Genomic DNA, 26892 nt, shown 5'->3' with positions numbered 1-26892 from the left:
CGTTTCACATCGGTGATACAGTCATTGGCGCGAGGTTAAGTAAGATGTCACCCACGGTCCAGAGCCCATCCCGGGTATCCTTCGGGCTCTATGAGGCCGATCTGCAATCGGGCGAGCTCTGGAAGGCTGGCCACCGAATCAAAATCCAGAGTCAGCCCTTCAAAGTGCTCAGCATCTTGCTCGAGCGCCCGGGTGAGGTTGTGTCCCGGGAAGAGTTGCAGCAGCGGCTGTGGGGCAAAGACACAATCGTCGACTTCGATCATTCGCTGGGCACAGCTATTAATAAAATCCGCGAAGCCCTGAGCGACTCCGCTGACAATCCAAGGTTTGTAGAGACCCTCGCTCGCCGCGGCTACCGGTTCATCGCCCCGGTTACCTATCCTGTCCAAGCCGTGGCGCAGGCTCCGTCAGCGCCGGCAACCGCTCTTTCTGAAGAACAGGCATCTCCTGCACCTGCGGAGAGCGTTGGCAAACGAGTCTTCTCTCTACGCACCATTCGCTTCGTCCTCTCCGGCGTCGGATTGATGGCTGTTCTGGCAGCCGCGGGCGTGGGCTTCTATCTTGGCCAGTCCCATGGACGGCACGAGCCCGACCGCATCACCCAGTTAACCCATCACGGCCGCATCTCCCCCGGGGCTCCAGCGATGGAAAGCTTTCCCTCGGCCGTCACCGATGGCGTGCGCATCTTCACCGGGCAGATCGAAAACGGACGCACAATTCTGTCACAGGTCTTCGTGAATACCGGCGACACCATGCCGTTGCCGGTACCCAGCGAGATCGCCGCTCCGTCGCTCGGCGACCTCTCACCGGATGGCTCCAAATTATTGCTGCGCAGCCATTTGTCTCCTGAATCCGAACAACCGTTATGGGTGGTTCCGACCGGCGGCGGATCGGCGCTGCGGGTAGCTAATATCAATGCCCACGATGCGACCTGGATGCCGGATGGCTCCGGCATTCTGTACGCCGCCGGATCACAACTCTTCATCACTCATCTACAGGATGGCGCCTCGACCCCGTTCGCGACGCTTCCGTTCGGGCGGGCGTTCTGGCTTCGCTGGTCTCCCGATGGCAAGGTGCTTCGGTTCACCATCCTGGACCCTATCGCCCATACTCAGTCTCTCTGGGAGATAGATTCCAAGTCACGCAAACCCAAGCCTCTGCTGGCTAACTGGTCGAAACCTGCGAACGAATGCTGCGGCACCTGGACGCCGGACGGCAAGTACTACATCTTCCAGTCTTCGCACGACGGCAATACCGACCTGTGGCAGGACAATGGAGGCTCGGCGCCGACAAAAATCACAAACGGTCCACTGGATTTCCAGGCTCCGGTCGCCGCCCGCAGCGGACACCGCATCTTCTTCCTGGGCCTTGATTCCCGGTCAGAGCTGCAACGCTTCGACGCCGCGCACAAGGAGTTTCTGCCGGAGCGAGCCTTCCTCGCTAATGCAAGCCGGGTCACTTACTCGCGAGACGCACAATGGGTTGCCTGGACCGACCCACAAGGGAGGCTATGGAGGGCACGCGTAGATGGATCCGAAAAGATCCAGCTCACGCCCGAGTCGATGCAGGTCTTCCTCGCCCAGTGGTCGCTCGATGGCCAGCAGCTCGCACTGATGGCTCGCCAGCCCGGAAAGGCGTGGCAGCTCTATGCGATTCAGGCAGACGGCGGCAGCCCTATCGCCCTGCTGCAGGAGAATCGCAACGCCGGCGATCCCTCGTGGTCGGCCGATGGCAAGACCCTGGTCTTCGGGCGGGTCACCGACCTGATGGGCATGGAGAGCACTCCCCGCAATCTGCAGTTGCTGAACCTGGAAACACATAAGACCGAGGCGATTCCGAACTCTGACGGCTACTTCAGTCCACGCTGGTCTCCCGATGGCCGCTACATCGCTGCCATCAGCCTGGATCAGCGCAGACTGGTGCTCTATGACGTAGCCGCGAAGACCTGGAAGACGCTCGCCACCACCTCCGTGGCGGACCCTGTGTGGTCGGCAGACAGCCGGGCGATCTACCTGCACGCCTTTATGGCCAATACCCAGCCGATCTACCGGGTCTCCATCCCAGACGGAAAACTGGAAGAAGTAGCCAGCCTGACCAGCTTCCGTACCGGCGACATCGCAGACTACTTCTTCTCCGGCATCACCCCAGACAATGTCCCCTTGGTACGTGCCCGCACGGCGACCGGGAACCTGTACATGCTGGATCTGGACGGGAAATAGCCGTTCATTTCGCCGCGCTTCCTACTGACTTCATTGGACTTAGCAGATGAAACAAAAATGAAGGAGAGTTGGCCCGCGAAGCATTGCGGCAAGGTGTGAGATTTCCGTCTCCTTGCCAACATGCGCATGCGTCTCCTGTCCCTGGTTGTCCTGTTTCTCTCCTGCCTGCCAGCCCTCTCCCAACCAGCGCAGAGTAAACCTCTGCCGAACGGAGGAGAGTTCACCGCCGGGGACAGTACGCTGCGCGTCACCGCACTACGCGACGATGTCCTGCGAGTGCGGATGTGGCGAAGCGGGCACGCACCCGAGGATGCCTCGTGGGCTGTGTTGCCCGAGGCGCGGACAGCACAGGTCAACGTCACTCCCACGGTAGGCGGCTTCGAAACCGCAGCTCTCGAGGTGACCGTCGGTGACAAACTGCGGCTGGCCGTGACCGATCGCGCAGGGCATCTCCTGCAGCAGGACATCGAGCCGGTGCAATGGCAGGGAGACCGCTTCCGCATCTACAAACGGAAGTGGCCCACTGAGCACTTCTTCGGCCTGGGAGACAAACCCGGCCCCCTGGACCGCGCCGGCCAGGCCTTCACCATGTGGAACACAGACAACTTCGGCTGGCAGGAGTCGACCGATCCCATCTACAAGAGCATTCCCTTCTTCATCAGCTTCCAGTCGGGCATTGCCTTAGGCGTCCTCTTCGATAACACCTGGAGAAGCTTCTTCGACTTCGGCCGCGAGATGCCGGATACATACTCCTTCGGTGCATCCAATGGGCCGATCGACTATTACCTGATCTATGGTCCCGATCCGAAGAAGGTGGTGGAGACCTATGCCTGGCTGACCGGTCCCACACCGCTGCCTCCGCTGTGGAGCCTGGGTTTCCAGCAGTCGCGCTACAGCTACGAACCGGAGTCGCGGCTGATGGAGGTCGCCGATCGCCTCCGCGCTGATCACATTCCCGCCGATGCCGTCTACCTGGATATCGATTTCCAGCAGAAGAACCGGCCCTTCACCGTAGACCAGATCAAGTTCCCAAACTTTAGCGCCATGGTCAGCGAGCTGGCGCGTAAGCAATTTCACCTGGTGGTCATCACCGACCTGCACATCGCCAAGGCGCCGAACGAAGGATATGCGCCCTATGACAGTGGGACCGCCGGCGACCACTTCGTAAAGAATCCGGATGGCTCAACGTATGTTGGCCCGGTGTGGCCCGGACCTTCGGTCTTTCCGGAGTTCACGCAAAAGGCCACACGCGAGTGGTGGGGCGGGTTGTACAAGGAGTTCACCTCTCAGAAGGTCGCCGGCTTCTGGAACGATATGAATGAGCCCGCGGTCTTCACTTATCCGACAAAGACAATGCCCGACGATGTGCAGCATCGCATCGACGAACCTGGCTTTCAAAAACGCACCGCGGCGCATCTGGAGATCCACAACATCTATGGCCTTGAGAACTCGCGAGCGACCTATGAAGGCTTACTGAAGCTGCAGCCCAACCAGAGGCCATTCGTGCTGACACGCGCGAGCTACGCCGGAGGGCAGCGCTACGCTGCGACCTGGACCGGAGACAACAGCTCCACCTGGAATCATCTGCGTCAGACTGTTCCACAACTGCTGAACCTGGGGCTCAGCGGATTCTCCATGAGTGGAGCCGATGTGGGCGGCTTTGCCGGTTCTCCCTCGCCCGATCTGCTGACTCGTTGGCTGCAACTCGCAGCCTTTCAACCAATCGACCGCGACCACGCCGCCAAAGGCACGCGCGATCACGAGCCATGGGCTGACGGACCACAGCATGAGGCGATTCGTCGCCGCTACATCGAAGAGCGATATCGCCTGCTGCCCTATCTCTACACGGCAGCAGAGGAGACCTCGCGTGATGGCATGCCCATCATGCGTCCGCTCTTCCTCGAATTCCCTCACGCGACCACAGATGGACATCCGATGGACCTGGACGCAGGCGGCGGAGAGTACATGTTCGGCGCAAATCTTCTGATCGCTCCATCACCTTCTCCGGAGGAAGTTGCTCCCTATGAACTGCATCTGCCCGCAGGCATCTGGTACGACTACTGGACCGGCGAGAAGCTCGACCGCCGCACCAAGACAGCAGCGCGCGACCTGGAGATCCGCGATGCGGCCATAGCAGTAAAACCGATCATGATCACACCGAAGCTGGAAGAGCTTCCGGTTTACGTGCGCGAAGGATCGATTCTTCCACTGGCTCCGCTCACCCAGAGCACCGAAGAGAAACCGCAGGGGGCGCTGACGCTGCGCGTCTATCCCGGCGAGCAGTGCGGCGGCGCAATCTACCAGGATGATGGCACAAGCTTCGCCTATCGCAATGGACACTTCCTGCGCATGAGCTTCACTTGTGAGCAGCAGAGCAACGGACGGGTGCGCGTCCACATCGGCGCGCACGAAGGAGACTTCCGCCCCTGGTGGCACGAGATCCGCATTGAAGTCATCGACGGCACAACGCCGGCAAAAACACGTACCGTAGAAGACACCGGCCGCAGCATGGACGTGATCGTGCAGTAGCGGGAGTCACAACACCGTGTGCCCCAGGTCCCACGGGGACCTGGGTATTCGAGCGAAGCTCGACCGGGTGGGAGCAGCGGGCTTCCAGCCCGCTGATAAAAATGTAAAAGTAGATGGGCTTTAGCCCTGGGCCTTTGCTTTTGTAATACGGCCCAGAGCTAAAGCCCAATCTATTTTCTGACTTCGTAAACCGTGAGCTGAAGCCCACGGCTCCCACCAACCATCTTCCGATCTCGCCACTACCAATCCGTCAACGTTCCATCCAACTTCCGCGCAATCGGAAGATACGCCCGCTGATACGGATACTTCGCCGCCAACGCCTCATCAATCTCCACACCGAGCCCCGGAGCATCGCCGGGATACATATAACCGGCATTGAAGCTATAAGCATGAGGAAAGACCTCATCCATAAGCTTCGTATGCGGCATGTGCTCCTGGATGCCGAAGTTATGAATCGCCAAACCGAAGTGCAGTGCCGCTGCCATGGTGACCGGGGATAGATCCGTTGCTCCATGGAAGCCAGTGCGCACCTGATACACCGCCGCGAAGTCGGCAGCCTTCTTCAGCGCCGTGATACCGCCGCCATGAACGATGGTCATGCGCAGATAGTCGATCCACTGGTTGCGAATCAGGTCATGCGCATCCCAGAAGGAGTTGAAGACCTCGCCGGTAGCGATGGGCGTCACGGTATGTTCGCGGATAAGACGGAAGGCCTCCTGATTTTCAGCCGGAGTCGGATCTTCCATCCAGAAGAGATGATACGGCTCAAGCGCTTTGCCCAGACGTGCTGCCTCGATCGGCGTGAGGCGATGATGAACATCATGCAGTAGATGCAGATCTTCTCCGCATGCCTTGCGGACAGCATCGAACAACTTCGGCACGAAGTTCAGATACTTCTCCGTCGACCACAGGCTCTCACTGGGAAGACCACGCTCCGCCGGCTCATACGGCTTGCCCGACTTCGGCACACCGTAGCTGGAGGCAACACCCGGCACGCCAGACTGCGCGCGTACCGCGAGATAGCCTTCGGCAGCATGGCGCTGCACAGAGTCAACAGCCTCAGCGATGTCGGATCCATTGGCGTGTGTATAAACCAGCACACCTTCCCTGCTCTTTCCACCCAGCAGGTTATAGACCGGAGTATTCAGAGCCTTACCCTTGATATCCCACAGCGCCATATCGACTGCAGCAATCGCACTCATCGTCACTGGACCGCGGCGCCAGTAGGCTCCGCGATAGAGATACTGCCAGATATCCTCGATCTGGAAAGGATCGCGCCCGATCAGACACGGAAGGACATGCTCGGTCAGATACGAGGCGACCGCAAGCTCGCGGCCATTCAGGGTCGCATCACCAAGACCGTAGATGCCCTCATCCGTCACAATCTTCAGCGTGACGAAGTTGCGGTCCGGGGAGCAGATGATAAGCTTTGCCGATTCAATCTTCATAAACCTTCTCCAGAGTCGTCGCCGCCGGGCTACTGATTGACACCGCTTGCCAGGAAACCGCCGTCGACCGCAATGATCTGTCCGGTGGTAAATGTCGTTTCGCGCGCTGCCAGATAGACTGCGGTCGAGACCAGCTCTTCTGCTTCGCCGAAGCGCGCCATGGGTGTGCGCATCAGCAACTCCTGTCCGCGTGGGCTGTCGATGATCTTGCGATTGAGCGCCGTGGGAAAGATGCCAGGGGCAATGGCATTGACCGTGACCCCATGGCGCGACCACTCCACCGCCAGCGATTGCGTGAGCGCCGCCACAGCAGCCTTGCTTGCTCCGTAAGGCGCAACCTCGAGGAATGCGGCGAAGCTGGCGAGAGATGCGATGTTGATGATGCGGCCAAACCGCTGCTCCAGCATGACCTTTCCAAAGACCTGGCAGGCGCGCAGCGTTCCGGTCAGGTTCACATCGAGAATCTGATTCCAGAGTTCGTCGTCAACCTCCAGCGTGGGGATGCGCTTGGTCATACCGGCAGAGTTCACCAGAATCTCCATAGAACCGAACTCTGCGAGCACAGCATCGCGAAGCGCTTCCAGAGACGCGCGGCTGGCGACATCGCTGGCAATCGCAAGATGCCTGGTTCCGAGAGCCTGCAGCTCACGCGCAATTTCGTTGACGGACTGCTGCGAGCGCGAAGTGGCGACGACATTGGCTCCGTGACGTGCAAGCCCCAGCGCAAGCGCCTTGCCGATGCCCGAGGTTCCGCCGACGACGACGGCGGTCATTCCAGAGAGAGTCATGATTGTTCTTTCGATTCCAGGACTTTGATCATAGCCAAACTACTTCACCTTGCGCACCGAGGGAGTAACTTCGATGTAATCCACCGGCGCATATTCGCGATAGTCGCGCGGAACACGGGACTGCGACTCCAGCTCTCCGGGAGCTGCTTTATGAGGCGCGCCCGGTTGGAGCTCTGAACGCAGATCGGGAGCCGCATGCAGCTCCAACTTGTCGCCTTGCTGCAGTGTGATCCCGTTCACGGTAAATCTCGTCGAGGTCTGACCGTCAGGATTCGCGTCAAACTGTGCCGGAGGCAGTGTGTCGTCTGCCTGCCATGTAGCAACGACCTCCCCATTGCGGCGCAGCTCATATCGAGAGACACCACGCCAGATATCGAAGTACTGCACCGCGATGTCATACGTGCCTGAGCTCTGCGGAAAGGTATATGCGAGCATGCAGCCCTCAGGCCTGTGGCAAACTACCGCTTTGCCACCAGATGCGGTCTCCCACGGAGTGACGTCCATGGACTCATATCCAGACGCAATGATGGCCTCGGCCTCAATACGTCCTGGCTCGTGGCCAACTCTGCCCTGTGCATCAGGAATCTGCGAGATACGCTGGAACCAGTTGTTGATGGCATCGCGCCACACAATAGCGTGCCCTGCCTGGAAGCCGAAGAGACGCAGTACCTGCTCGTAACGCTCATCATCGACCATGCCATGAAGCTCCTGCCAGCGAGTGACGTACGTTCCAGCCTGCGCCGCAGCGACGTAATGCGTATCGTAGATATCCTGCACCAGCGTCTTCCCACTACGCAGCTTGTAGTCGTAAGGAACATGATGGAAGAAGAGCAGCAGGTCTTCCGGACAACTGGCAAGCGACTCATACTTCGCCGCGAGTTGTGGCGGATATTGTTGGATATAGCCGGTGCCATTGGCAGTGCGGTCCATCCCGATACCATCCTTCTCCCCTCGGAACCACTGGCCCCATCCGTTGCGCTCCGCTGACTCAATCCCCGGGCCAAAGTGATAGCCAAGGATATTGGTGAGCGTTCCCATGCCATGAGGACCGGTATAGCCCTCATAGACCTGCCAGCTTTCAAGCTGCAGCGTGGCGATGAGCTTCACAACTTCAGGCCGGTTCCCCCAGGTCAGACGGGTCCAGCGATCAATGATCTGTGCGAGCGGCTGATCAGGATTCCATGCCAGCTTGCCGAAGCCGTACAGGTTGGCCATCGCCATGGGGTGATGCAGCCAGTTCGCCTCCATACCGACATTGGTGACGGAGACGAAGCCGCTGCGGCGCGGTTTTCCATTCTCAAGCGGGAAGCTGTGACCGGTTACGATCTGCTTGACCGGCGTACTGCGATTTTCGGCATGCAAGTCGGTATCCAGCACCCAGTGCCACATGCTCGGCAGCCAGACCATGTGCCGCTGCTGGCCCGTGTATTCCTGTGCGGTTTGAAGTTCGATGGCGACGTTGGTACGGCGTAGCGCTGCAAAGAGGGGACTGACAGGCTCGCGCGCCTGAAAGTCGATGGGGCCTTCCTTGATCTGGATGATGACGTTGTCTTCAAACGTACCGTCGTAACGCGCGAAGTTATCCACGCCGGCGCGTGCACGGTCAGCCTTGTGGTCATTCCAGTCGAGATGATTGTTGTAAACAAATCCGCGATAGAGCACCACACCGTGATGCGGCGCCAGCGCACGCGCCAGTACATTGGCTGCATCGGCAGGCGAACGTCCATACTGCGATGGCCCCTTACGCCCTTCCGAATCTGCTTTGACCGTGAAGCCGCCAAAATCAGGGATGACGCGGTAGATCTCATCGACCTTCTCTTTCCACCACGCCGCCACGGATGGATCGAGAGGATCGAAGGTCGACATACCGCCCACGGTCTGTGGCGAGGTAAGATCAACGCTCAATGCGAGTCTGACACCCCAGGGGCGGAAGGCCTCGGCCAGACGCGCGAACTCGCGGATGTGAGCTGGCGTCAGCAGATCGAGATCGGCATTCACGTTATTCACGTTGCAACCGTTGATGCCAATCGAAGCAAGCAGGCGGGCATATTCACCGGCACGGCTCAAGTCCTGACGAACATGGCCATTCTCGAAAAAGATCGATGGCCCGGCGTAACCCCGTTCGATAGTGCCGTTCAGGTTGTCCCATTCATCGGTCCAGCGGATGCCGGCTGCGGCAGTCTGTTCCTCGTGCTTCGGCAGGGGCTGTTCCGCGCCGATCAGCTCCAACAGATGAAAGACACCATAGAGCTCTGCCTGTGGCGTGTTCGCGGCAATGCGGATGCCGGTCGAAGAAGTATCGATGGTGTAGCTGTCCAGTACTTCCGGGTTCGCACTTGGTGTCAGCACCAGGCGGATTGCCGCGCCGCGCCGTGTCGATTCACTTTGCGCGGCGATCTCCGTATGAATACCAAGCATGCTGTTGAGACCACGCTGCAGCTCTTCGGCGGCTGCGCGTTCTATCGGCGAATCCGAGGAAGGAACAATCCGCGTCGGGACAGCCCGATACTGTGCCGTTGCTACCGCAGCATAGCGCAGCCAGGCAGCGGAGCCATCTTCGGCAAGCGCTCCTTGCAATGACGAGAGCGCAATCAGGCTTGCGAAGAGTGAAACAGGCTGGAGATGGTGCTTTTTCAAAATCATCGATTCTCTTTTCGTGTCTTTCGGGGCTACCGGGGAACGGGGTAGCTTCCGCTGATACGGAAACTCACCGTCTGCGATTGCGGACCCGGCTGCGATCCACCGATGGCGACAGAGTACTCACCCGGGAGAACCGCACGATTTCCTTCTGCATCGACTTGCGAAAGATCGCGCGCAGTAAGCTCGTAAGTAAGCTTGCGGCTCTCTCCTGGTTTGAGCGCAATCCGCTGGAAGCCCTCAAGTTGCAGCTTCGGTGAGAGGCCACCGTTCCCCGAAGCCGGCGGAAGTAGATAAAGCTGAGCCACCTCTTCTCCGGCTCGTTTGCCGCTGTTCGTGACCGTAACCTCGACCTTCAAAGGCTCGCCGGCGTGCAAGTCATTGGTCGCTGTCTTCGCTCCGGAGTACGTAAAGGTCGTATAGCTGAGACCGTATCCAAAGCCATAGAGCGGCGTGCCCTGGAAGTACCGGTAGGTGCGGTTCTTCATCGAATAGTCGTCGAAGGCAGGCAGATCGCTGATCGACCGATAGAAGGTCACCGGAAGACGTCCCCCAGGGTTGTAGACACCAAGCAAAGTATCGGCAATGGCCTTGCCGCCGAACTCACCGGGATACCATGCCTCAAGAATCGCATTCGCGTGCTCCTGCGCCCAGGGCGCGGCAACCGCGGAGCCATTCATCAGCACGACCACCATCGGCTTCCCCGATTGCGCCACCGCCTCCAGCATCTGCTGCTGACTTGCGGGAAGCTTGACGTCGGTGCGGTCGCCGCCATCGAAGCCTTCCACCTTGATCTTCATCTCTTCGCCTTCAAGCTCCGGCGAGAGACCAATCATCGCAATCACCAGGTCCGCATCACGCGCTGCCTCTGCTGCCTCCTGTTGCAACAAACCAACCGGTGGCACCCACTCCATCGTCAGACCTCCGCCAAAGAGCGAAGCGCGATGCACATAGGTCACCTCGATCGCATGTGGCTTCGTATCTTCGAAACGGATGTGGAAGCGCGGCGTCGTGCTCTCACGGAAATCCTTCGCAGGCGTCGAGAAGGTTGCCACCTCGCGGCCATCGACGGTCACGCGGTAACGCTCTTCATCGCCGCACGGGTAGCAGTGCGCCAGCCGCATATTGAACTCGAAGTCGCCGGCCCGCGGAGCGGCAATATATCCAGTCCAGCGAACGCCGAAGAACTCCTGCTTGACCGCATCAACAGGAGCAGCGGAGTTCCAGTCGAAATCGATTTGCGAGTCCTGCCGCACGGCAGCGGGCTTGGCTGCGAAGATATCTCCCTCAATACCGTTGAAGTACTCGGCCTTCAGGCCATTGCGGCCACCAGTCGCCGCTGTGCGGAACATGGTGGACGGAACCGGCAGCGGCGCCCCATCCGCATAGGGAGCGCCCTCGGCGTAGACGACCTGTGCGCCGCGAAGCGCCTTACGCAGGCTATCGACCGGCATCTCCGGATCCTTCGGGACGGCGTTGTAGTTACCCTCGAGCGCGGCAAGGGACGCCGCATTCGGACCGATAACTGCAACCTTCTTATACTTCGCCGGCTGCAACGGCAGAATGCCGTCGTTCTTGAGCAGCACCATGGACTCTTTCGCGGCACGCTCCGAAAGCGCCAGATGTGCTGGTGCGCGATCCTGACTATACGGAATCTGCGCATAGGGCGAGTTCGACGGAGGATCGAAGAGACCGAGCCGCATGCGCGCAGTAAACAGACGCTCCAACGTCGTATCGAGATCGCTCTCCTTCAGCAGTCCCGCCCGAACCGAGGCCGGAAGCACCTGGTAGGTCCGACCGCAGTTGGTATCCGTACCGGCAAGGATGCCTGCCGCCGAAGCGTGCTCCTTATCCGGTGAGTAGCGATGTGCTGTCTTCTGGTAGAAGTCATCGATGGCGCCACAGTCGGAGGTGACGAAGCCCTTGAACTTCCAGGCATCGCGCAGAATGTCCTTCAATAGCAGATCACTGGCGCATGCGGGCTTGCCATAGATGGCGTTGTAGGCGCACATGATCGATCCGGCCTGGCCTTCGACGATGGTGCGGCGGAACTGCGGCAGATAGGTCTCCCAAAGATCGTGTGCCGAAGGATCGATGTTGGCGCTGTGGCGCGTATTCTCCGGTCCGCTATGCACGGCGAAGTGCTTTGGCGTGGCAATGGCACGCGGATGTTGCGGATCAGGCCCCTGCAGACCACGAACGAACGACAGGCCCAGGCTTCCGGTCAGGTACGGATCTTCTCCGTAGGTCTCCTGTCCACGACCCCAGCGCGGGTCACGGAAGATATTGATATTCGGCGACCAGATGGTCAGACCGAAGTAGATGCTGTGAATGCCTTTGCGGACGGCGTCGTTGTACTTGGCGCGGGCTTCGGTGGAGACAACATCGCCGATCTGCTGCAGCAGCGGCGCATCCCAGGTCGCAGCCATGCCGATGGCCTGCGGAAACAACGTCGCATGACCAGACCGAGCGATACCGTGAAGCCCTTCGTTCCAATAGTCATAGGCGGGCACGCCCAGACGCGGAATGGCAGGCGCGGTGTTGACGCTCTGGGCCGCCTTCTCTTCCAGAGTCAGCCGCGAAACCAGATCGTGCGCTCGCTGTTCCGGTGTGAGGGGGGTGTCCTGATAAGGAAATTTCGCCTGCGCAAGGACGGCAGCAGGCAGCATACCGGCGAACAGAGTGAGAACGTGAGTCAAGCGCATGACAGAAGACCTTTCGAAAACGATTGCAGCCCGCGGATTCGAATGCACTCCACGATGTCATCAAAGATACCTGAGCAACTGTTCCCGCTGCTTACAGTCGCTGCAGCTTCTTCGGCGGCTCTGCAAATGCATGCGTCACCAAGACACGGGTAAAACACCAGACAGCATCAGGAATGCATCTAGGTCCTCGCAAAGATCAAGCTCTATACCCCAAAGAAACCGCTTAAAAGCGGCGCCCCACTCTTTGCGTTCTCAGCCGAGCCGGCGAAACTGGCCGGGAGCTACGAGTCACAAAGAATGGGGCAACGAGAGTACGCCTATATGCCCTAGTGGCTGTGGCCGCCCAGGACCTTCTGCAAACGATAGTTCAACTCCAGGTAGCCGTAGTTCGCTCCGCCCTCCGTCGGGTAAATCGCACTGACGACTGACTTTCCGAAGGCATGCGCGTAGTAAGTTCCCAGCGAAAACTGCTTGGTCAACGTAATGTCGGCGCTGATGTCATACAGCGAACTGAAGCTGTTGTGGTTGTTTGCCGGTCGTCCGGTATAACCAAAGACCTTGTTATCGAAGGCTCCGCCACCCTGGTACCAGAAATCGGAGGCCGAGGTGAGCTTGAGGAAGTGAAGATCGGAACGCAGATCGACCCGTTTGCTGGGCTTATCGATAAGCTGAACGAAGGAGTCGGTCGAGTTCATCGAGTTGTAGAACGGGAAGCGCGCATAGATACGCGGTGTCGGCAACACCTGAAAGAAGGTGTTGTGCGTCCCGTCGGTCGCATTGTTATCGCCGGTCGAGCGTAGATAGCCGCCGCGAACCCAGGGTGTGGTCTTGACCTTATCGAAGCGCAGACCGCCTTCCACCGCAATCGCTCCTGCCGAATGATCCTGCAGTCCCCAGGAGCCAACCTGCCCCGCACCCCAGAGGAGGAAGTCGACCGTCGTGCGCCCTGCCGGCACAGCAGCCAATAGATTGCCGCCGAAGGTGCCGATGCGAATGTTCTTGTGATCGAGCGCGCGCGCAGCAGCACTGCGGTTATCCGTCTTGGTCAGACCGGTACGGCCGTCGTGATAGCCGAGAGCAAAGCCGCGAACGATGACGCGCTGTTTTGCCAGCACATGCGTGTAAGCCAGGTACTGCACATCGACGTTCAATTCAGGGTTGGCGTTCATGTTGAAGACGCCCTGCGTCGCGCGGCCGCCCATCGCCGTCAGATTCCAGCTCTTGCCGCCAAGCTTGCCTTCAATGCCGTCGAAGGAACGCTGTCCATTCGAGAAACCGAAATTGCCGATAAGTCGATGGCCGACACGGTTGGTCTGTATCCAAAGCAACGTATTGTTCTTCGGAACGATCTCCTGACCGTCAAAGAATTCGAAGCGGCCTACGCGCAAGGTATCCGGCTCATTCTTGAAGTGGTAGCGCAGGAACCCCTGACGAAAAGAAGCAGCCGCGGGATTGCTATTGTTGCTGTTCGCGGCATAGTAGGTGCCGCCAAGACCTAGCTGGCCTTGCGCGGCAACCGGTGAAACCGCATCGGTCGGCAGCGCAAGCTCAGCGCTTTGACCGATCTCGAGCTGATAGTCCCACTGGCGAATGCGCTGCGTTATGCCGAGCCGGAGCAATGAGTCCTGGTGGGCATAACGTTCCGAGGTTGGCGTCGCAGCAAACCACTGCGTCACGTTGCTGCGCTCACGCAGAATAGCGGTGACATTTACAGCAGACGATGGAGGAGCGGGCGGGGCCTGCGCAAACGAAGCCGCAACAGATGCCACCGAAATAAGGGCGAAGAGAGCGGATTTCACGAAAGAATCTCCTTTTTAAGACACACCACGGGTGTAGTCGCTGTCAGAGCAGGTAGACGCGACGGGGAAAAAACAAGCGGACGACAGTGTGGGAAAACGCGAGCCGTTACACGGCGAGCGCTTCCTCCTGGCTCTCCGTATCCATGGGGTCGATCGCGGTATGAGCAAGGGCTCTGCCGCCTTCTCCGACCCAGGTACGCGTCCACTTCCGTGAAACGATGCGCAGCATCACCAGCACCAGCAGCGCGAAGACGGCGTAGGCCGCGAAGCCTGCTGCGAATGATCCCGTGTGCTGTTTGGACTGCCCAAGCACGTTCGGCAGAATGGAGCCACCCAGCGCGCCGATCTCACCCACCATGCTGCCGGCAACCGCGGTTGCAATCGGCCAGCGCAGCGGAACAAGCTGGAAGGTCGCGCCATTGCCTGCACCAAGCGCGGCGAAGCAGAGCATGAAGAGCACCGTGGTCACTACCAGGGACGGTGAAGTCACCAGGCCGAAGATGCCGGCAATGGCGACCAGGAAGACGACACTCAGCGTTGTGACGCCGCCGACACGGTCAGCAAACCATCCACCGACAACACGGGTCATGCTGCCAAGCAGCGTGGCACACATGGTGAGCGTTCCGGCCTGCGTCTTTGGAATGTGGAACTGCGCGACGAAGAGCGAGGGCAGAAAGGTCGCGAGACCGAGGAATCCGCCGAAAGTGATGATGTAGATAAGGTTGAAGTACCAGCCATCGCGCTCCACCAGGCACTTGAGGTGCTGGCGCAGCGTCTGATGTTCGGCGTCAGGCGGCTCCTTGGCGAAGACGATCATCACGATCAACGGAAGCAGCATGAACAGCGCTGCAAAGCCATAGACGTGCGACCATCCGAACGCCTTCGCCAGGCGCGGCGCGAAGAAGGCTGCGACGGCCGTACCGCTGTTCCCGGCTCCGGCGATTCCCATCGCCAGTCCCTTGTACTGTTTGGGGAACCAGCCGGCGCCGAGTGAGAGAGCTACGCCGAAGCTTGCTCCGGCGGTGCCCAGCAGAACGCCCATTGCCAGCACGTTGGAGAACGAGTGCACGAAGAAGTAGCCATAGAGAAGCGCTACGATGATGCAGCTCATCTCGACGATCGCCGCGCTCTTACGGCCGATGTACTGGCTCAGCACGCCGAGCGGAAAGCGCATGAGAGCACCTGCCATGGTGGGCAGCGAGACCATCAGGCCGACCTGCGCCGGCGAGAGGTGGAACTGCTCGGTGATGAAAGGTCCCATCGCTCCGTTCAGCACCCACACAGCAAAGGTGAAGTCGAAGTAGAGGAACGATGCGAAAAGCGTCGCTGGATGACCGGATTTTAGAAAGTGCTTTACGTTGGCCATTTTGAAAGGCTCCCTGAGATCTGAAATGTCGAAATATAACTGCGGCACGAAGTACTGCTACGGCAGGAGCGAACTTCCAGGTTCGGCTCGGTACAACACTCGCGGCGGCCATGGGCGCGAGAAAGTCTTACAGAACAGTGCTATTTCAGAGCGGAACGCTCGACACACACAGCGCACTGCTTGAAGTTAGGCTCGCGACTGATTGGGTCAAAGGCACCCAGCGTCACGAGGTTTGAGTTCTGCTCAGCAAAATGGAACGGCATGAAGACCTGTCCGGGAGCGACAATCCCGGTGATACGCAACTCAACGTCGCGAACGGAGGCACGCCTGGAGCGCACCGTGACACGATCATGCTGGCGCAGCGAGAGCCGCGAAGCATCGGCCGGATTCATCTCAAGCCATGCATTGGGAGACATGGCGTCAAGCATGGCGACAGCGCCGGTCTTGGTGCGCGTGTGCCAGTGCTCAACGGTGCGTCCGGTGTTCAAGATCAAATCGAACTCTGTGTTCGGCTGCTCCACAAACGGGAGACACGGAACACAGTGCAGCAGAGCGCGGCCATTCTCGCGAGGGAACTGGCCATCGCCGTAGAGCCGTTCCCCGCCCCACTGCCTGCCGCCTTCCTCTTCGAGCTGCTGCCAGGTAAATCCGCTGTAATCGCACATGCGGCCCGCGGAGACCTTCTGCCACTCGAGCCAGGCATCATGCGTGCTGCGCCATCCCGGAAAGAGCCTGTCCTTCACGCCCAGACGCTCGGCCAGCGCGAGGAAGATATCGAAGTCAGGACGGGCTTCCCCCGGAGGCGTGGCAAAGGCATTCACCTTGCTGACACGACGCTCGGAATTGGTATACGTCCCTTCCTTCTCACCCCAGATGGCCGCGGGAAGAACCAGATCGGCATAGTCCATCGTTGGCGTGGGATAGAAACCGTCCTGCACGACGATGAACTCCGTCGTCTCAAAGGCCTGCCTCAGCAGATTCAAATTCGGGAATGAGACCACGGGATTCGTCGCAATGATCCAGATTGCCTTGACCTGCCCCTTGACGGCAGCTTCGACGATATCCGGGTACGCAAGGCCGCGTGCCGTGGGCAGCTCTTCTTCCTCGATCTTCCAGAGCTGAGCGAGCGCCTTGCGATCTTCCGCATTATCGAACTTCCGATAGCCAGGCAAGGCCGAGGTGAAGCTGGTCTCACGCGACCCCATCGCATTGCACTGACCGGTGATGGAGAACGGAGCGCCACCCGTCCGGCCGATGTTGCCTGTAATCATTGCGAGGTTATTGATCGCCGCGACGGTATGTGCACCCTGGGTGGAGTGATTCACACCCATCGTCCAGCCGATGAACGCCGACTTCGCCTCTCCGTAGAGGCGCGCCACCTTCTCGATGGTCTCGACCGTAAGTCCTGTGGTCGCGCTGACCGCCTCCGGCGTGTAGTCGGCGACAAAGCTGACGAACTCCTCCAGCCCCTCAACGTGCTCGAGGATATATTCGCGATCAACAAGGCCATCGCGCAGCAGGATATGCGCAATGCCATTGATCAGTGCGATGTCAGAACGCGGCTTAACCGGCAGGTGAAGATCGGCCATCATCGCGGTCTTGGTGACACGCGGATCCACAACAACCAGCATCTGCCCCGGCTTCTTGCGCAGGCGATTGCACAGGATGGGATGATTGTCCGCAATATTCGCCCCAATCAACAGCACAACATCCGCCATCTCCATGTCGGCATAGGCCCCCGGGGGTCCGTCGGAGCCGAAGCTCAGCTTGTAGCCTGAAACCGCGCTGGCCATGCACAACGTGGTGTTGCCGTCATAATTGCGGCTGCGGAAACCAAGCTGCACCAGTTTGCCGAGGGTATAAAACTCTTCCGTCACCAACTGACCGGTGCTGATTACGCCCAGCGAGTCATTGCCGAAACGCTCCTGGATCGAACCGATGCGCGTCACCATCACTTCGATGGCTTCCTTCCAGGAGACCGGCTCGAGCGGAGTTCCACGGCCGCCGCGGCGCAACATCGGCGTCGTAGCGCGGCCGGCAGCCTCGATCATCAGGTGCTCGCTGAGTCCCTTGGGGCAGAGCTTGCCGAGATTGACGGGATGATCAGGGTTTCCACGCGCGGCGACAGGACGGCCGTTACGCGTGCCCACCAGCATGCCGCAGCCAACCGAGCAGTAGCCGCAGGTCGTCTTCGTCCAGGTATCCGCGATGCGCGACTCAGAGATGTAACCGAAGCGCGCATCTTTGCCATAGCGGTACTGTGTACGCGCGGTATCGAAGCCCAACCAGCGCTGCATCCGCTGGAGGAATGTGAGCGGCTGCATTCTGGAGCGGTCTTCGGCGACGGCATTGGCGTATTGTGTCACCCGCTTCTTCATACTGCCGCCCTTCCATGAGACCCATTGCTGAAGGTCAATCCCATACTGAGCGGAACAACGGAGACGAAGAAGAGATAGCGGTTGAGAAGAACAGCGGCAGAGGCCGCGGCGAGCGAAAGCCAGGGCATAGGCGCCAGAAGGAAGAGTACCGCCTGGATGGCGCAGATCCAGGAGAGAGCCACCTTCCACCAGAGTTGCTCTCCACGCAGATGGTTGTAACTGGCGTGGCGCTCAAAGATCGCTGAACCGCGAAGCCGGACGATGCGTGTGATCTGGTTCGCGATCCAAAGTACGGCAGCCAGGGCTACAGCACGGGGATGCGGCGCGACGTGAGGGAGAGCTACCGTCAGCCCAACTGCCTGCAGCCGCGTTGCCAGCCAGACCGCAGGAGCCTGCATCACCGCCATCACTGGCCCCGCCATCAGGAAAGCCGAGAGCACGAAGTCGAGCGGCGTGTGCATCATGTTCCAGGCCGGACGCGCCTTCACCAGATAGATACGGGCGCTGGCAAGCGTGCCTGCAAGCCCGATCATGACTGCGAGAATCGCCAGCGGAGTCACCGCGCGCTCCAGCGCAGGGCGCAGCAGCGATGCCCATGCAACGCCGGTGGATACGGTCAGCGTGACCAGGAAGAGTGTGAAGCAGAGAACCTCACGGCTCAGCCACGAACGCTTCCACATCTTCAGGGCACGCCAGGCATAGGCAGGCCGTCCAAGATGGAAGATGGAGATGTTGATCGCAATGACGGTAACAAGCAGCAACAGCGACAGGCTCACAGCGCTGAGATCGCGATCGAGCAACAGGCCGCAAAGCAGACCAAAGGCTGCCTGCATCGCAGAGGTCATCACAACAAGAGAAGGATGCGCATGCTCAAGCGCAATGGAACCGGTGTCGACACGGTCGAGCCAGGTGACGGAGTTCTTCGCAGGCAGAGTGATGCGCGTGGTGGAAACGGTCTGACCGGAAGGAGGCATACCCGGCGAATCGGCGAGGGAGTGGTCTGCCGTCCACTCGTTCTTGTTCACGATCTCAATCTGGATCGCGTTCTCCGGACATGCATTGACACATGCAGGCTCGCGGTTGTCGAGCAGACGATCGCGGCACATATCGCACTTGCCCACCACACCGCGCTCCGGATTGAACTGCGGAACGCTATAGGGGCAGTTCCACACACAGTACTGGCAACCGATGCAGGCTTCGGCAGAGTGCAGCACGATCCCCGTAATCGGATCTTTGCTGTAGGCATCGACGGGACATCCACGCAGGCAATCGGCGCTGAGGCAGTGATTGCATCCCATCGAGAGGTAGGTGCGCATCACGTTGGGATAGATGCCGCCTTCGAGTTCGCCAACACGACGCCATTTGATATCAGCAGGGTTGCCGTTCTGCTCATTGCAGGCAATCTCGCAGGAACGGCAGCCGATACACTTCGTCATATCGAAGTGGAAGCGATACTGCTCTCCGGCCTCGAGCGGCCGCGATGGGATCAGCGCATTGACCAGCGAGGGCGCAGCTCCACCCTCAACCAGGGTGAGGCGCACCAGCTCAGCGCTGTCGGTCTCCATCGCTCGTTCCTGAAGCGGCAATGCCACGTTCGTTTGCTCCTCGTTCCTTGCTTCGTACGGCCTTAGTAGACGTCGCGGTGATACCGGCCGTCGTCATGCATCTGCGTAACGTATTCGCGGGCAGCTTCGGTGCTCATACCGCCGTGCTTCTCGATCAGCGTATGCAGCGCCGAGTCCACATCTTTAGCCATGCGCGCAGCGTCGCCGCAGACATAGACGCGGGCATCTTCCTGCAGCCACTGCCAGAAGGTCGCGCCGTGCTCGATCATGCGATCCTGCACGTAGATTTTGTGCGCCTGATCGCGGGAGAAGGCGGTATCGAGCCGCGTAAGATGGCCACTCTCCGACATGGAGCGCAGCTCTTCCCTGTAGAGATAGTCAGTCTGTGCGCTGCGCTCGCCGAAGAAGAGCCAGTTGCGGCCCTTCTGCCCAAGCGCTTCGCGCTCATGCAGGAACCCGCGGAAAGGAGCAATCCCCGTACCCGGACCAATCATGATGATGGGAGTATTGCCATCGACGGGAAGCCGGAACTTCTTGTTCGGCTGGATATAGACCGGCACCGTCTCGCCCACGTTGACCCGCTCGGCAAGCATGGTGGATGCGACGCCGCCACGCTCACGGTTATGCGAGCGATAGCGCACCACGCCGATAGTGCAGTGAAGTTCCAGGCCGTGCTTCGCCGGGCTCGATGAGATGGAGTAGAGCCGGGGCGCCAGACGCGGCAGCATCGCAAGCAGCTCTTCCGGTGTCTCAATTGCGCCAGGATACTCATGCAGCAGATCGATCAGGCCGCGGTCATACAGGAACGTGTCCAGGTGAGCAGCCTGTTCCGCCGGCAGCAGGGCCGACAGAGTCTTGCACTTTGTCTTCTCCGCAAACGCCTGCACCATCTTGCGGCTCAAACGTGTGTGCTGATAGTGATGCAGCAGAGCCTCACGCATGCTACAGGGGCCTGCCTTGGGAACCTCCACCATCGTGTCCGCGCCAAACGGAAGCAGCGACAGCGTCTCGTCCACCAGAGCGGGATCATTCTGCGCCAGAACACCGCACGCATCGCCCGCCTGATACGGCAGATCTTCATTCAGTTGCAGACCCAGATGGATGGTCAGCTTGCTCGAAATGTTCGAGGTCAGCGCGCGGCGCTCGACCACGGCGGCATGCAGCGGATTCTCACGCGAATACAGTGATTGCTTCGCCGGCTGAGCCGCAGCAACGGGTGCCGCTACCTCAGCGTGCTTCGTCCCATTCGTACCGTTCGACTTCGTGCCGATCTGTGTAACGCATGTACCTTTCCAGGCAGCGAAGGGTTCATCCACATCAACATCGCTCTCGACGCGCGGCGTGATGCGCAACGCCCCGAGTTCCGCCAGACGATCGTCCAGTTCCACGCCGAAGCGGCAGAACTGCTCGTACGTCTTGTCTCCGAGACCGAATACGGAGTACCGCAGTGACGTCAAAGTCAGAGAATCCGCTCCCATCAGCGCATCGCGAAATGCCTTGGCATGATCCGGAGCCTCACCGTCGCCGTAGGTGCTGACGAAAAAGACGGCATTGCTCTGCTCTGCAAGATGAGATGGCGTTACATCCGTGAGTGACGTAACTGTCGCATTGTGGCCGGCGGTCTTCAACTCCTTGGCGAACTTCTTCGCCAAGCGCTCAGCCGTTCCGCTCTGCGTGGCGAAGTACACAGCCACATTCTCCGAAGCCGTCGCCGCCGCGGACGAAATCTCTGGCGCAGGAGCGCTGGAGTAGAGACCCGCAAGAAACCCATTGAGCCACGCACGCTGGTCGGCGTTGAAGGGAGCATCGTGCGGAATAAAAGGGACGGGCTGCGCGCTCACGCCATCACCTCCACAGGGGCATCGCTGGTACACATACTGCGTAACTCCTCAACACTGTGCCTGTTGGCGAAGGCGAGGAAGCTCTCACCTTCCACACACTGTGTGGTGTAGACCTTGAAGATCGCCTGCAGGGCAGGCAGAACCTCGCTGTACTTCATTGCCGGGAAGAGCTGGCGCGCCATGGCCTGGTCGTTGTCTGCTCCGCCGCCAAGATTGACCTGGTAGCCTTCTTCACCGCCAACCTTTACGCCCATCAGGCCGATATCGCCGATGTAGTGCTGCGCGCAGGAGTGCGGGCAGCCAGTCACGTGCAGGTTGACCGGCTGATGGATCACAAACATGCTGTCCAGCGAACGCGCAATCTCCAATGCGTGGCCCTTGGTATCGGCGGCGGCGAACTTACAACCGCGATTGCCGGTGCAGGCTACCGTACCGCTCTGCACACGACCGGCCGCAGTCTCGAGTCCCGCCTGATGCAGGACACGGCACGCTTCAGCAACACGGTCTTCGGGAATATTCGGAATCAGCAGGTTCTGCCAGACTGTCAGACGGAGCTCACCGCTGCCGAAGCGCTCGGCAACATCAGCAATAACGCGAGCCTGCGCGATAGGCAGCCAACCCACAGGAACACAGACGCCGATATAGGAGAAGCCGGGCTGCGACTGCGCGTGCACGCCAAGGTGTCCGGCGCGATTGATCGGACCGCGGGCTTCGCACTCGGAGGCATCGACGCGCAGGATGGGAAACGCAAGCTTCTTTTCCGTCTCTTCCAGGAACTTCTCGACGCCCCAGCGGTCGACAAGATACTTCAGGCGGGCCTTCTTGCGGTCGGTGCGATCGCCGTTCTCCGCAAAGACGCGGACCATCGCCGCGGCCACAGCAACAAGCTGGTCAGGTCTCAGCAGCAAACCACAGTCCGAAGCGAACTGCTTATGTCCTGTAATACCGCAAAGCAGAACACGGAAATAGACGCCCGCCGGCACGCTCTTCCCTTCACCAACGGAGACGGCTACAAAGCCGATATCGTTCGTGTCAGCAAGTGCGCTGATGGCGCCGCCGTTGTCGAAGGCGATATTGAACTTGCGCGGCAAGCCGAACATATCCCGCGAGTTGGTGATGTAGTTCTGCAGTGCGTCGGCGTAGGGCTGTACGTCGATCAGCTCCTGCGGATCGTAGCCGGAGATGGGCGATGCGGTGATGTTGCGAATGTTATCCGCGCCGGAACCCATCGAGCTCATCCCGAGCTTGCGAACGCTGTTCAGCACGTTGACGATATCCTTCGGCGCAAACTCGCGGAGCTGGATATTGGCGCGGGTCGTGAGATCGATGCGGCTGTTGCCGAACTTTTCAGCAATCGTAGCGACACCGCGTATCTGCGCGGAGGTCATCACGCCACCAGGAACGCGCATCCGCAGCATGAAGGAGTCCTGCGCCGGGGCCACATGAAACAGACCGTGGAACTTGAAACGATAGCGACGCTCTGCGTCAGGGGCCTCATTGGAAGCCGCAGTCTGCAGCAGTTCATCCCACAGATCCAGCGGATTGCGCTCGTACTTCCAGACCTCTTCAGCGCAAAGCTCGGAGACCGGCGTGCCGAAGAAGGTCTCTTCCTTTGCGGACGCAGCAAGGTTAGCGGTACCGGCCGAAGGCTGCGAAGTGATCTGACCGGATGCCGAGTGCCCAACAAACGGGCGCTGCTGCACACCCGCAAAGAAACCACGGAGATACTGTGCCTGCTCATCGGAGAAGCCCGACTGCGGCGAGACGAAATTGTGTGGCATCGTCGACATAAACATCCTCACGCGGCAAAACAATCGGTGGATGATGTACGACGGCCTGAATCACCTGTGCGGCAATGCGAAAAACTCCGGAACGAACGCAGCAATCCCACACGCACACATCGGCGGTGAACTCAGGCTCGTCGCGGAGCAGCTTACTAAACTTGAAATGCTCAGACTTGGCGAAGGCGGACGCATCAAGGGGCCGCACCTTCAGACAACACCTTCAGGCTGCCATAGCCGAAGGGTGCAATGCTTGGAGTATAGGGCGATACCGGGATACACGCAAGCGGTTTTTCATGGAGGATTTGCAATTTCCTCGTAATTCTCTGACAGAAAAAGAATTCTGCACATTCACATGCAGCATTTTGCCTGTAGGTGTAGAGGAGGGTTTCCTCATCTATGGGCGTTTTCCGCAATGAAAACGCCGCTGCACTCCTCTTGCGGGATACCCAGCAACAGGGAAAATGCTCTGAGAACGATCAATTGGCGTTTTCGTACGTGATGGCCGTACAGTTCTAGAATGAGATTGATTATCTTTTAATCAATTTCCCTCGGCATCAACGCAGCTCAACCCGTTTTCGGAGAGTCATGCCCCACGCCAGCTTTGAAGGATTGCGAGTGTTATCTCTAGAAACCCGCCGCGAGCGCGAGGTAGAGAAGCTCATTCGCACTTACAACGGTGATCCGCTCGTGGTTCCATCCATGCGCGAAATTCCGCTCAGCTCGAATACCGACTGTGTGGAGTTTGGCCGCCGCCTGCTCGCAGGGGAGATCGATCTCATCGTCTTCATGACCGGTGTGGGCGTGGCGAAGATGATGGAGGTACTGAGCGCCACCTTCGATCGCGAAAAGATATTGCAACAACTGCGCAAGCGGCAGATCGTGGCCAGAGGTGTAAAGCCGGTCGCCGCATTGCGTGAGTTGCAGGTCCCTGTCGCAGTCACCACCGCCGAACCCAGCACATGGCGCGAAGTAGTTGCACAGATGGATAAGAAGTACGGCGATAAGCTCGCGCGCTATGACGTCGCTGTGCAGGAGTATGGCGCCACCAACCCAGAGCTGATTGCCGAACTCGTTCATCGCTGTGCCTCTGTCACCAAGGTTCCGGTCTATCAGTGGGGACTACCGCTCGACATTGCACCGCTGCAGGAAGCGATACGCGAGATCATCGATGGCTCCATCGATGTAGTTCTGTTCATGACCGCGGTGCAGGTGATTCATCTCTTTCAGGTGGCCAGCGATATGGGCGTCGCCGAAGAGATGCGGCGTGCTCTCGAGTCCATCGCCATCATCTCAGTGGGACCGACAACCACCGAAGAGATTCTGCACTACGGCCTGAAGCCCGACTTCGAGCCGTCGCGGCCGCGCATGGGCTTCATGGTGAATGAAGCAGCGCAGTACGCTCGCAAGGTGCTTGCGGAGAAGCGTTCGTCCGATTCGTTTGCCGGCGCCAAGCCGGAGGATGAGGCAGAGCCCGTCGTCCCGAAGCCGCCCGCATGGCCGGTACAGCAGGTCGCACCCTCTACCTCAACGATGGCGGGCTTCCGTGATGGTCTGGCGCCGCTGGACATTCTGCAGCAGGTAAGCAGCAGCCTCACCTCAACCGACCCATTGCACGTTGTGCTTTCACGCATCGTCGCCTGCGTCTGCGCGATGGTGCCGTGCGACTCCTGCTTTATCTACACGCTGGAAGAGGACAAACTTGTCCTTCGCGCCTCACGCAACCCGCATGCTGCCGAAATCGATCAACTGAAGGTCTCCGTCGGACAAGGCGTCACCGGATGGGTCGCCGAACATCGCGAGCCGGTCTCCATTCCCGAACGCGCCAGCGAAGATCCGCGCTTCAGCGCCTTCCGCAGTCTCCCAGAAGACACCTTCGAAGCCATGCTCTGCATCCCGGTCCTCTGTGCCGGCCGCGTCGTGGGCGTGTTGAACCTGCAGCACAAGCAGCCCTACTTCCATACCGATCTCGAGCGCCGACTGCTAGCGACCATCGGCGTTCTGGTAGGCGCTGAAATCGAGCGGGCACGCCTGGAGACGGAAAATCTTCAGCTTGCAGACCGGCTGGAATCGCGGAAGGTGATCGACCGCGCCAAAGGCATTCTGCAACGTGATCTGAAGATCTCCGAAGACGAAGCCTACCGCATGATGCAGAAAGAGAGCCGGCAACGGCGGAAGTCGATGCGCGAGGTCGCCGATGCCATTCTGCTCTCTGAAAGCATGCGGTTAGGATCGAAGACATAGAGCCGCTGACTCTCCGTGGCTGTTGCCATCAAATGATGGGCTTTGCTGCGCTTACGGATGAGCGGCTGACAAGCCGTTGCGCGTAGCGCAACCATTTCGCACCGCAGGTGCGAATGCCTTGCTTAAGGGGACGGCTTTCAGCCGTCCCGTACGAGGGCGCGAAGAACGGCGGCTTCAGCCGCTGAGGTCAAATCATCCACTCCGAGTACAACGTCCTCTGTTTTGCCTTACCCCTAAACAAACCCATCCTTGTAACCTGACAGCGATGAAGAGCTTCCGGCATACTCAACAACAGTTGCGCTGGGACACTCAGAAGACGTCGTCAGGCTTATGTCATGACCAGGGCATAGGACTTTTGCCCGATTTCATCTTCTGTTCTCACAAATTACCCTTGGCGCATCGAAAAAACGATTGAGGACGACGTGATGCCCGTCAATACCCCCCGACTGTCCCGTAGAGAGTTTGTATGGGGCGGTCTTGCGACCGCGTTCACCATCCGTTCCGCGTCTGCCGCCGGCACGGTTACTCCCACCCGCGTGCTGCTGGGAACCACCGGCAAGGTCAGCAAAGGGATCTACACCGCCGACTGGAACGCAGCCACAGGCGAACTCGGTTCCATCACATTAGCTGCCACCCTGGTGTCACCGAGCTTCCTCGCCACCCGCCGCGTCGGCTCGCTCACACGGATCTATGCCGTCAGTGAGGACGGCAAAGACGACTCCGGCGTCAATGCGCTGGAGACCATTCCCGGCTCTCGCGAGCTTCGTCTGCTGAATAAAGTCTCTTCCGTCGGCAACGGCCCCACGCACCTCTCCCTCTCGCCGGACGGCCACTCAGTCTTTGTCGCTAACTACGGAGGAGGCAGCATCGCCTCGTACCACGTCAAGCCCGATGGCAGCTTGAGCGAAGCGGTCTCTCACTTTCAGTACGAAGGCAGCGGACCTGATCCGTCACGGCAGACGAAGTCGCATGCCCACTCCGCGCAGGTCTCACCTGACGGCCGCTTCCTTCTGGTGAACGATCTCGGCCTCGACCGAATCTGCATCTATCGCATCGATGCGGCAACCGCAGCGCTCACGCCCAACGACCCTCCGCTCTGGCAGGCAAAGCCGGCAAGCGGGCCGCGCCACATCTCGTTTCACCCCAACGGCAAGTGGCTCTATAGTGTGAACGAGCTCGACTCAACTGTCGACATTCTGGCGTGGGATGCAACACGCGGCCGCATCACGCCCATCGACCGCGTCTCAACCCTGAAGCCGGACTTCCCCCCACATACTGCCTTTGCCGGCGAGATTCTGGCCTCCGCGGACGGACGAAACGTGTACGTCGGCAACCGCATCGCCGATCAGACCATCGCGGTCTTCGATATCGACCGCGCCTCGGGCAAGCTGAAGCTCAAACAGCTTGCGCCGAACGGCGGCAAAACCACGCGTCACATCGCACTCGATCGCACCGGCAAATGGATGATCGCCAGCAATCAGGACAGCGGTGAGATAGTCGTCCTGCAACGCAATCTCGCTACGGGCGAACTTTCCGCCCCGGTACACCGGTATCCGCTCGATACACCGATGTTTGCCACCTGGATCTAGGAG

Annotated in this window: 15 protein-coding genes; 4 read left to right on the top strand and 11 right to left on the bottom strand. The window is 59.5% G+C overall.

What is annotated here, in order from left to right; all coding sequences use genetic code 11:
• Positions 1–44 precede the first annotated feature (44 nt).
• Positions 45–2219: a winged helix-turn-helix domain-containing protein gene (locus OHL21_RS10170; protein ID WP_263417157.1), complete on the top strand. Its 2175-nt coding sequence runs from the start codon at positions 45–47 to the stop codon at positions 2217–2219.
• A gap of 126 nt (positions 2220–2345) precedes the next feature.
• Entirely contained in the window at positions 2346–4748 is a 2403-nt protein-coding gene (locus OHL21_RS10165) for a glycoside hydrolase family 31 protein (RefSeq protein ID WP_263417156.1), read from the top strand.
• Between the two features lie 239 nt (positions 4749–4987).
• On the opposite strand, the gene manD is transcribed toward OHL21_RS10165, so the two are convergent.
• The 11 genes from manD to OHL21_RS10110 all read right to left on the bottom strand — a co-directional run bounded on the left by manD (position 4988) and on the right by OHL21_RS10110 (position 23264).
• Positions 4988–6196 carry a D-mannonate dehydratase ManD gene (gene manD, locus OHL21_RS10160; protein ID WP_263417155.1) on the bottom strand — a complete coding sequence of 403 codons (1209 nt, stop codon included), beginning with the start codon at positions 6194–6196 and terminating at the stop codon, positions 4988–4990.
• Positions 6197–6225: 29 nt separating this feature from the next.
• The gene (locus tag OHL21_RS10155) at positions 6226–6984 is read right to left on the bottom strand and encodes an SDR family NAD(P)-dependent oxidoreductase (RefSeq protein WP_263417154.1); all 759 of its coding nucleotides are present in this window, start codon (positions 6982–6984) and stop codon (positions 6226–6228) included.
• A gap of 39 nt (positions 6985–7023) precedes the next feature.
• Positions 7024–9627, bottom strand: a complete 2604-nt coding sequence (locus OHL21_RS10150) for an alpha-glucuronidase family glycosyl hydrolase (protein WP_263417153.1) — start codon at positions 9625–9627, stop codon at positions 7024–7026.
• A gap of 26 nt (positions 9628–9653) precedes the next feature.
• A complete protein-coding gene (locus tag OHL21_RS10145) occupies positions 9654–12326 on the bottom strand; it encodes a glycoside hydrolase family 3 C-terminal domain-containing protein (RefSeq protein ID WP_263417152.1) in 2673 nt (890 codons plus the stop codon).
• Between the two features lie 326 nt (positions 12327–12652).
• Positions 12653–14125 carry an alginate export family protein gene (locus OHL21_RS10140; RefSeq protein WP_263417151.1) on the bottom strand — a complete coding sequence of 491 codons (1473 nt, stop codon included), beginning with the start codon at positions 14123–14125 and terminating at the stop codon, positions 12653–12655.
• Positions 14126–14231: 106 nt separating this feature from the next.
• The gene (locus OHL21_RS10135) at positions 14232–15491 is read right to left on the bottom strand and encodes an MFS transporter (protein ID WP_263417150.1); all 1260 of its coding nucleotides are present in this window, start codon (positions 15489–15491) and stop codon (positions 14232–14234) included.
• A gap of 140 nt (positions 15492–15631) precedes the next feature.
• Positions 15632–17869: a molybdopterin oxidoreductase family protein gene (locus tag OHL21_RS10130; protein ID WP_263417149.1), complete on the bottom strand. Its 2238-nt coding sequence runs from the start codon at positions 17867–17869 to the stop codon at positions 15632–15634.
• Positions 17866–19461, bottom strand: coding sequence for a DmsC/YnfH family molybdoenzyme membrane anchor subunit (locus tag OHL21_RS10125; RefSeq protein WP_263417148.1), 1596 nt, complete (start codon positions 19459–19461; stop codon positions 17866–17868). Before OHL21_RS10125 ends, OHL21_RS10130 begins: the two co-directional genes overlap by 4 nt.
• Before the next feature lie 35 nt (positions 19462–19496).
• Positions 19497–21275 (bottom strand): diflavin oxidoreductase, encoded by a 1779-nt coding sequence (locus OHL21_RS10120; protein WP_263417147.1) that lies wholly within the window; start codon positions 21273–21275, stop codon positions 19497–19499.
• Positions 21272–23065: a NirA family protein gene (locus OHL21_RS10115; RefSeq protein ID WP_263417146.1), complete on the bottom strand. Its 1794-nt coding sequence runs from the start codon at positions 23063–23065 to the stop codon at positions 21272–21274. The genes OHL21_RS10120 and OHL21_RS10115 overlap by 4 nt, the downstream gene beginning before the upstream one ends.
• Positions 23013–23264, bottom strand: a complete 252-nt coding sequence (locus tag OHL21_RS10110) for a hypothetical protein (protein WP_263417145.1) — start codon at positions 23262–23264, stop codon at positions 23013–23015. The genes OHL21_RS10115 and OHL21_RS10110 overlap by 53 nt, the downstream gene beginning before the upstream one ends.
• Before the next feature lie 410 nt (positions 23265–23674).
• Here OHL21_RS10110 and OHL21_RS10105 point away from each other — a divergent pair, with 410 nt between their 5' ends.
• Both OHL21_RS10105 and OHL21_RS10100 read left to right on the top strand, forming a co-directional pair.
• Positions 23675–25300, top strand: a complete 1626-nt coding sequence (locus OHL21_RS10105) for a uroporphyrinogen-III synthase (protein ID WP_263417144.1) — start codon at positions 23675–23677, stop codon at positions 25298–25300.
• A gap of 425 nt (positions 25301–25725) precedes the next feature.
• Positions 25726–26889, top strand: a complete 1164-nt coding sequence (locus OHL21_RS10100) for a lactonase family protein (RefSeq protein WP_263417143.1) — start codon at positions 25726–25728, stop codon at positions 26887–26889.
• The last annotated feature ends 3 nt before the right edge of the window (positions 26890–26892 follow it).

This window comes from Terriglobus albidus (assembly GCF_025685425.1).
In the GTDB taxonomy this organism is placed as follows: Bacteria; Acidobacteriota; Terriglobia; order Terriglobales; family Acidobacteriaceae; genus Terriglobus; species Terriglobus albidus.
The sequence above is the reverse complement of the archived record's forward strand: the minus strand, read 5'-3'. Positions and strand labels throughout refer to the sequence as shown.

Excerpts from the sequence above, each read along its gene's own strand:
- OHL21_RS10145 (WP_263417152.1), bottom strand. The coding sequence starts at position 12,326 with ATGCGCTTGACTCACGTTCTCACTCTGTTCGCCGGTATGCTGCCTGCT.
- manD (WP_263417155.1), bottom strand. The coding sequence starts at position 6,196 with ATGAAGATTGAATCGGCAAAGCTTATCATCTGCTCCCCGGACCGCAAC.
- OHL21_RS10150 (WP_263417153.1), bottom strand. The coding sequence starts at position 9,627 with ATGATTTTGAAAAAGCACCATCTCCAGCCTGTTTCACTCTTCGCAAGC.
- OHL21_RS10100 (WP_263417143.1), top strand. The coding sequence starts at position 25,726 with ATGCCCGTCAATACCCCCCGACTGTCCCGTAGAGAGTTTGTATGGGGC.
- OHL21_RS10155 (WP_263417154.1), bottom strand. The coding sequence starts at position 6,984 with ATGACTCTCTCTGGAATGACCGCCGTCGTCGTCGGCGGAACCTCGGGC.
- OHL21_RS10135 (WP_263417150.1), bottom strand. The coding sequence starts at position 15,491 with ATGGCCAACGTAAAGCACTTTCTAAAATCCGGTCATCCAGCGACGCTT.
- OHL21_RS10170 (WP_263417157.1), top strand. The coding sequence starts at position 45 with ATGTCACCCACGGTCCAGAGCCCATCCCGGGTATCCTTCGGGCTCTAT.
- OHL21_RS10130 (WP_263417149.1), bottom strand. The coding sequence starts at position 17,869 with ATGAAGAAGCGGGTGACACAATACGCCAATGCCGTCGCCGAAGACCGC.
- OHL21_RS10165 (WP_263417156.1), top strand. The coding sequence starts at position 2,346 with ATGCGTCTCCTGTCCCTGGTTGTCCTGTTTCTCTCCTGCCTGCCAGCC.
- OHL21_RS10115 (WP_263417146.1), bottom strand. The coding sequence starts at position 23,065 with ATGTCGACGATGCCACACAATTTCGTCTCGCCGCAGTCGGGCTTCTCC.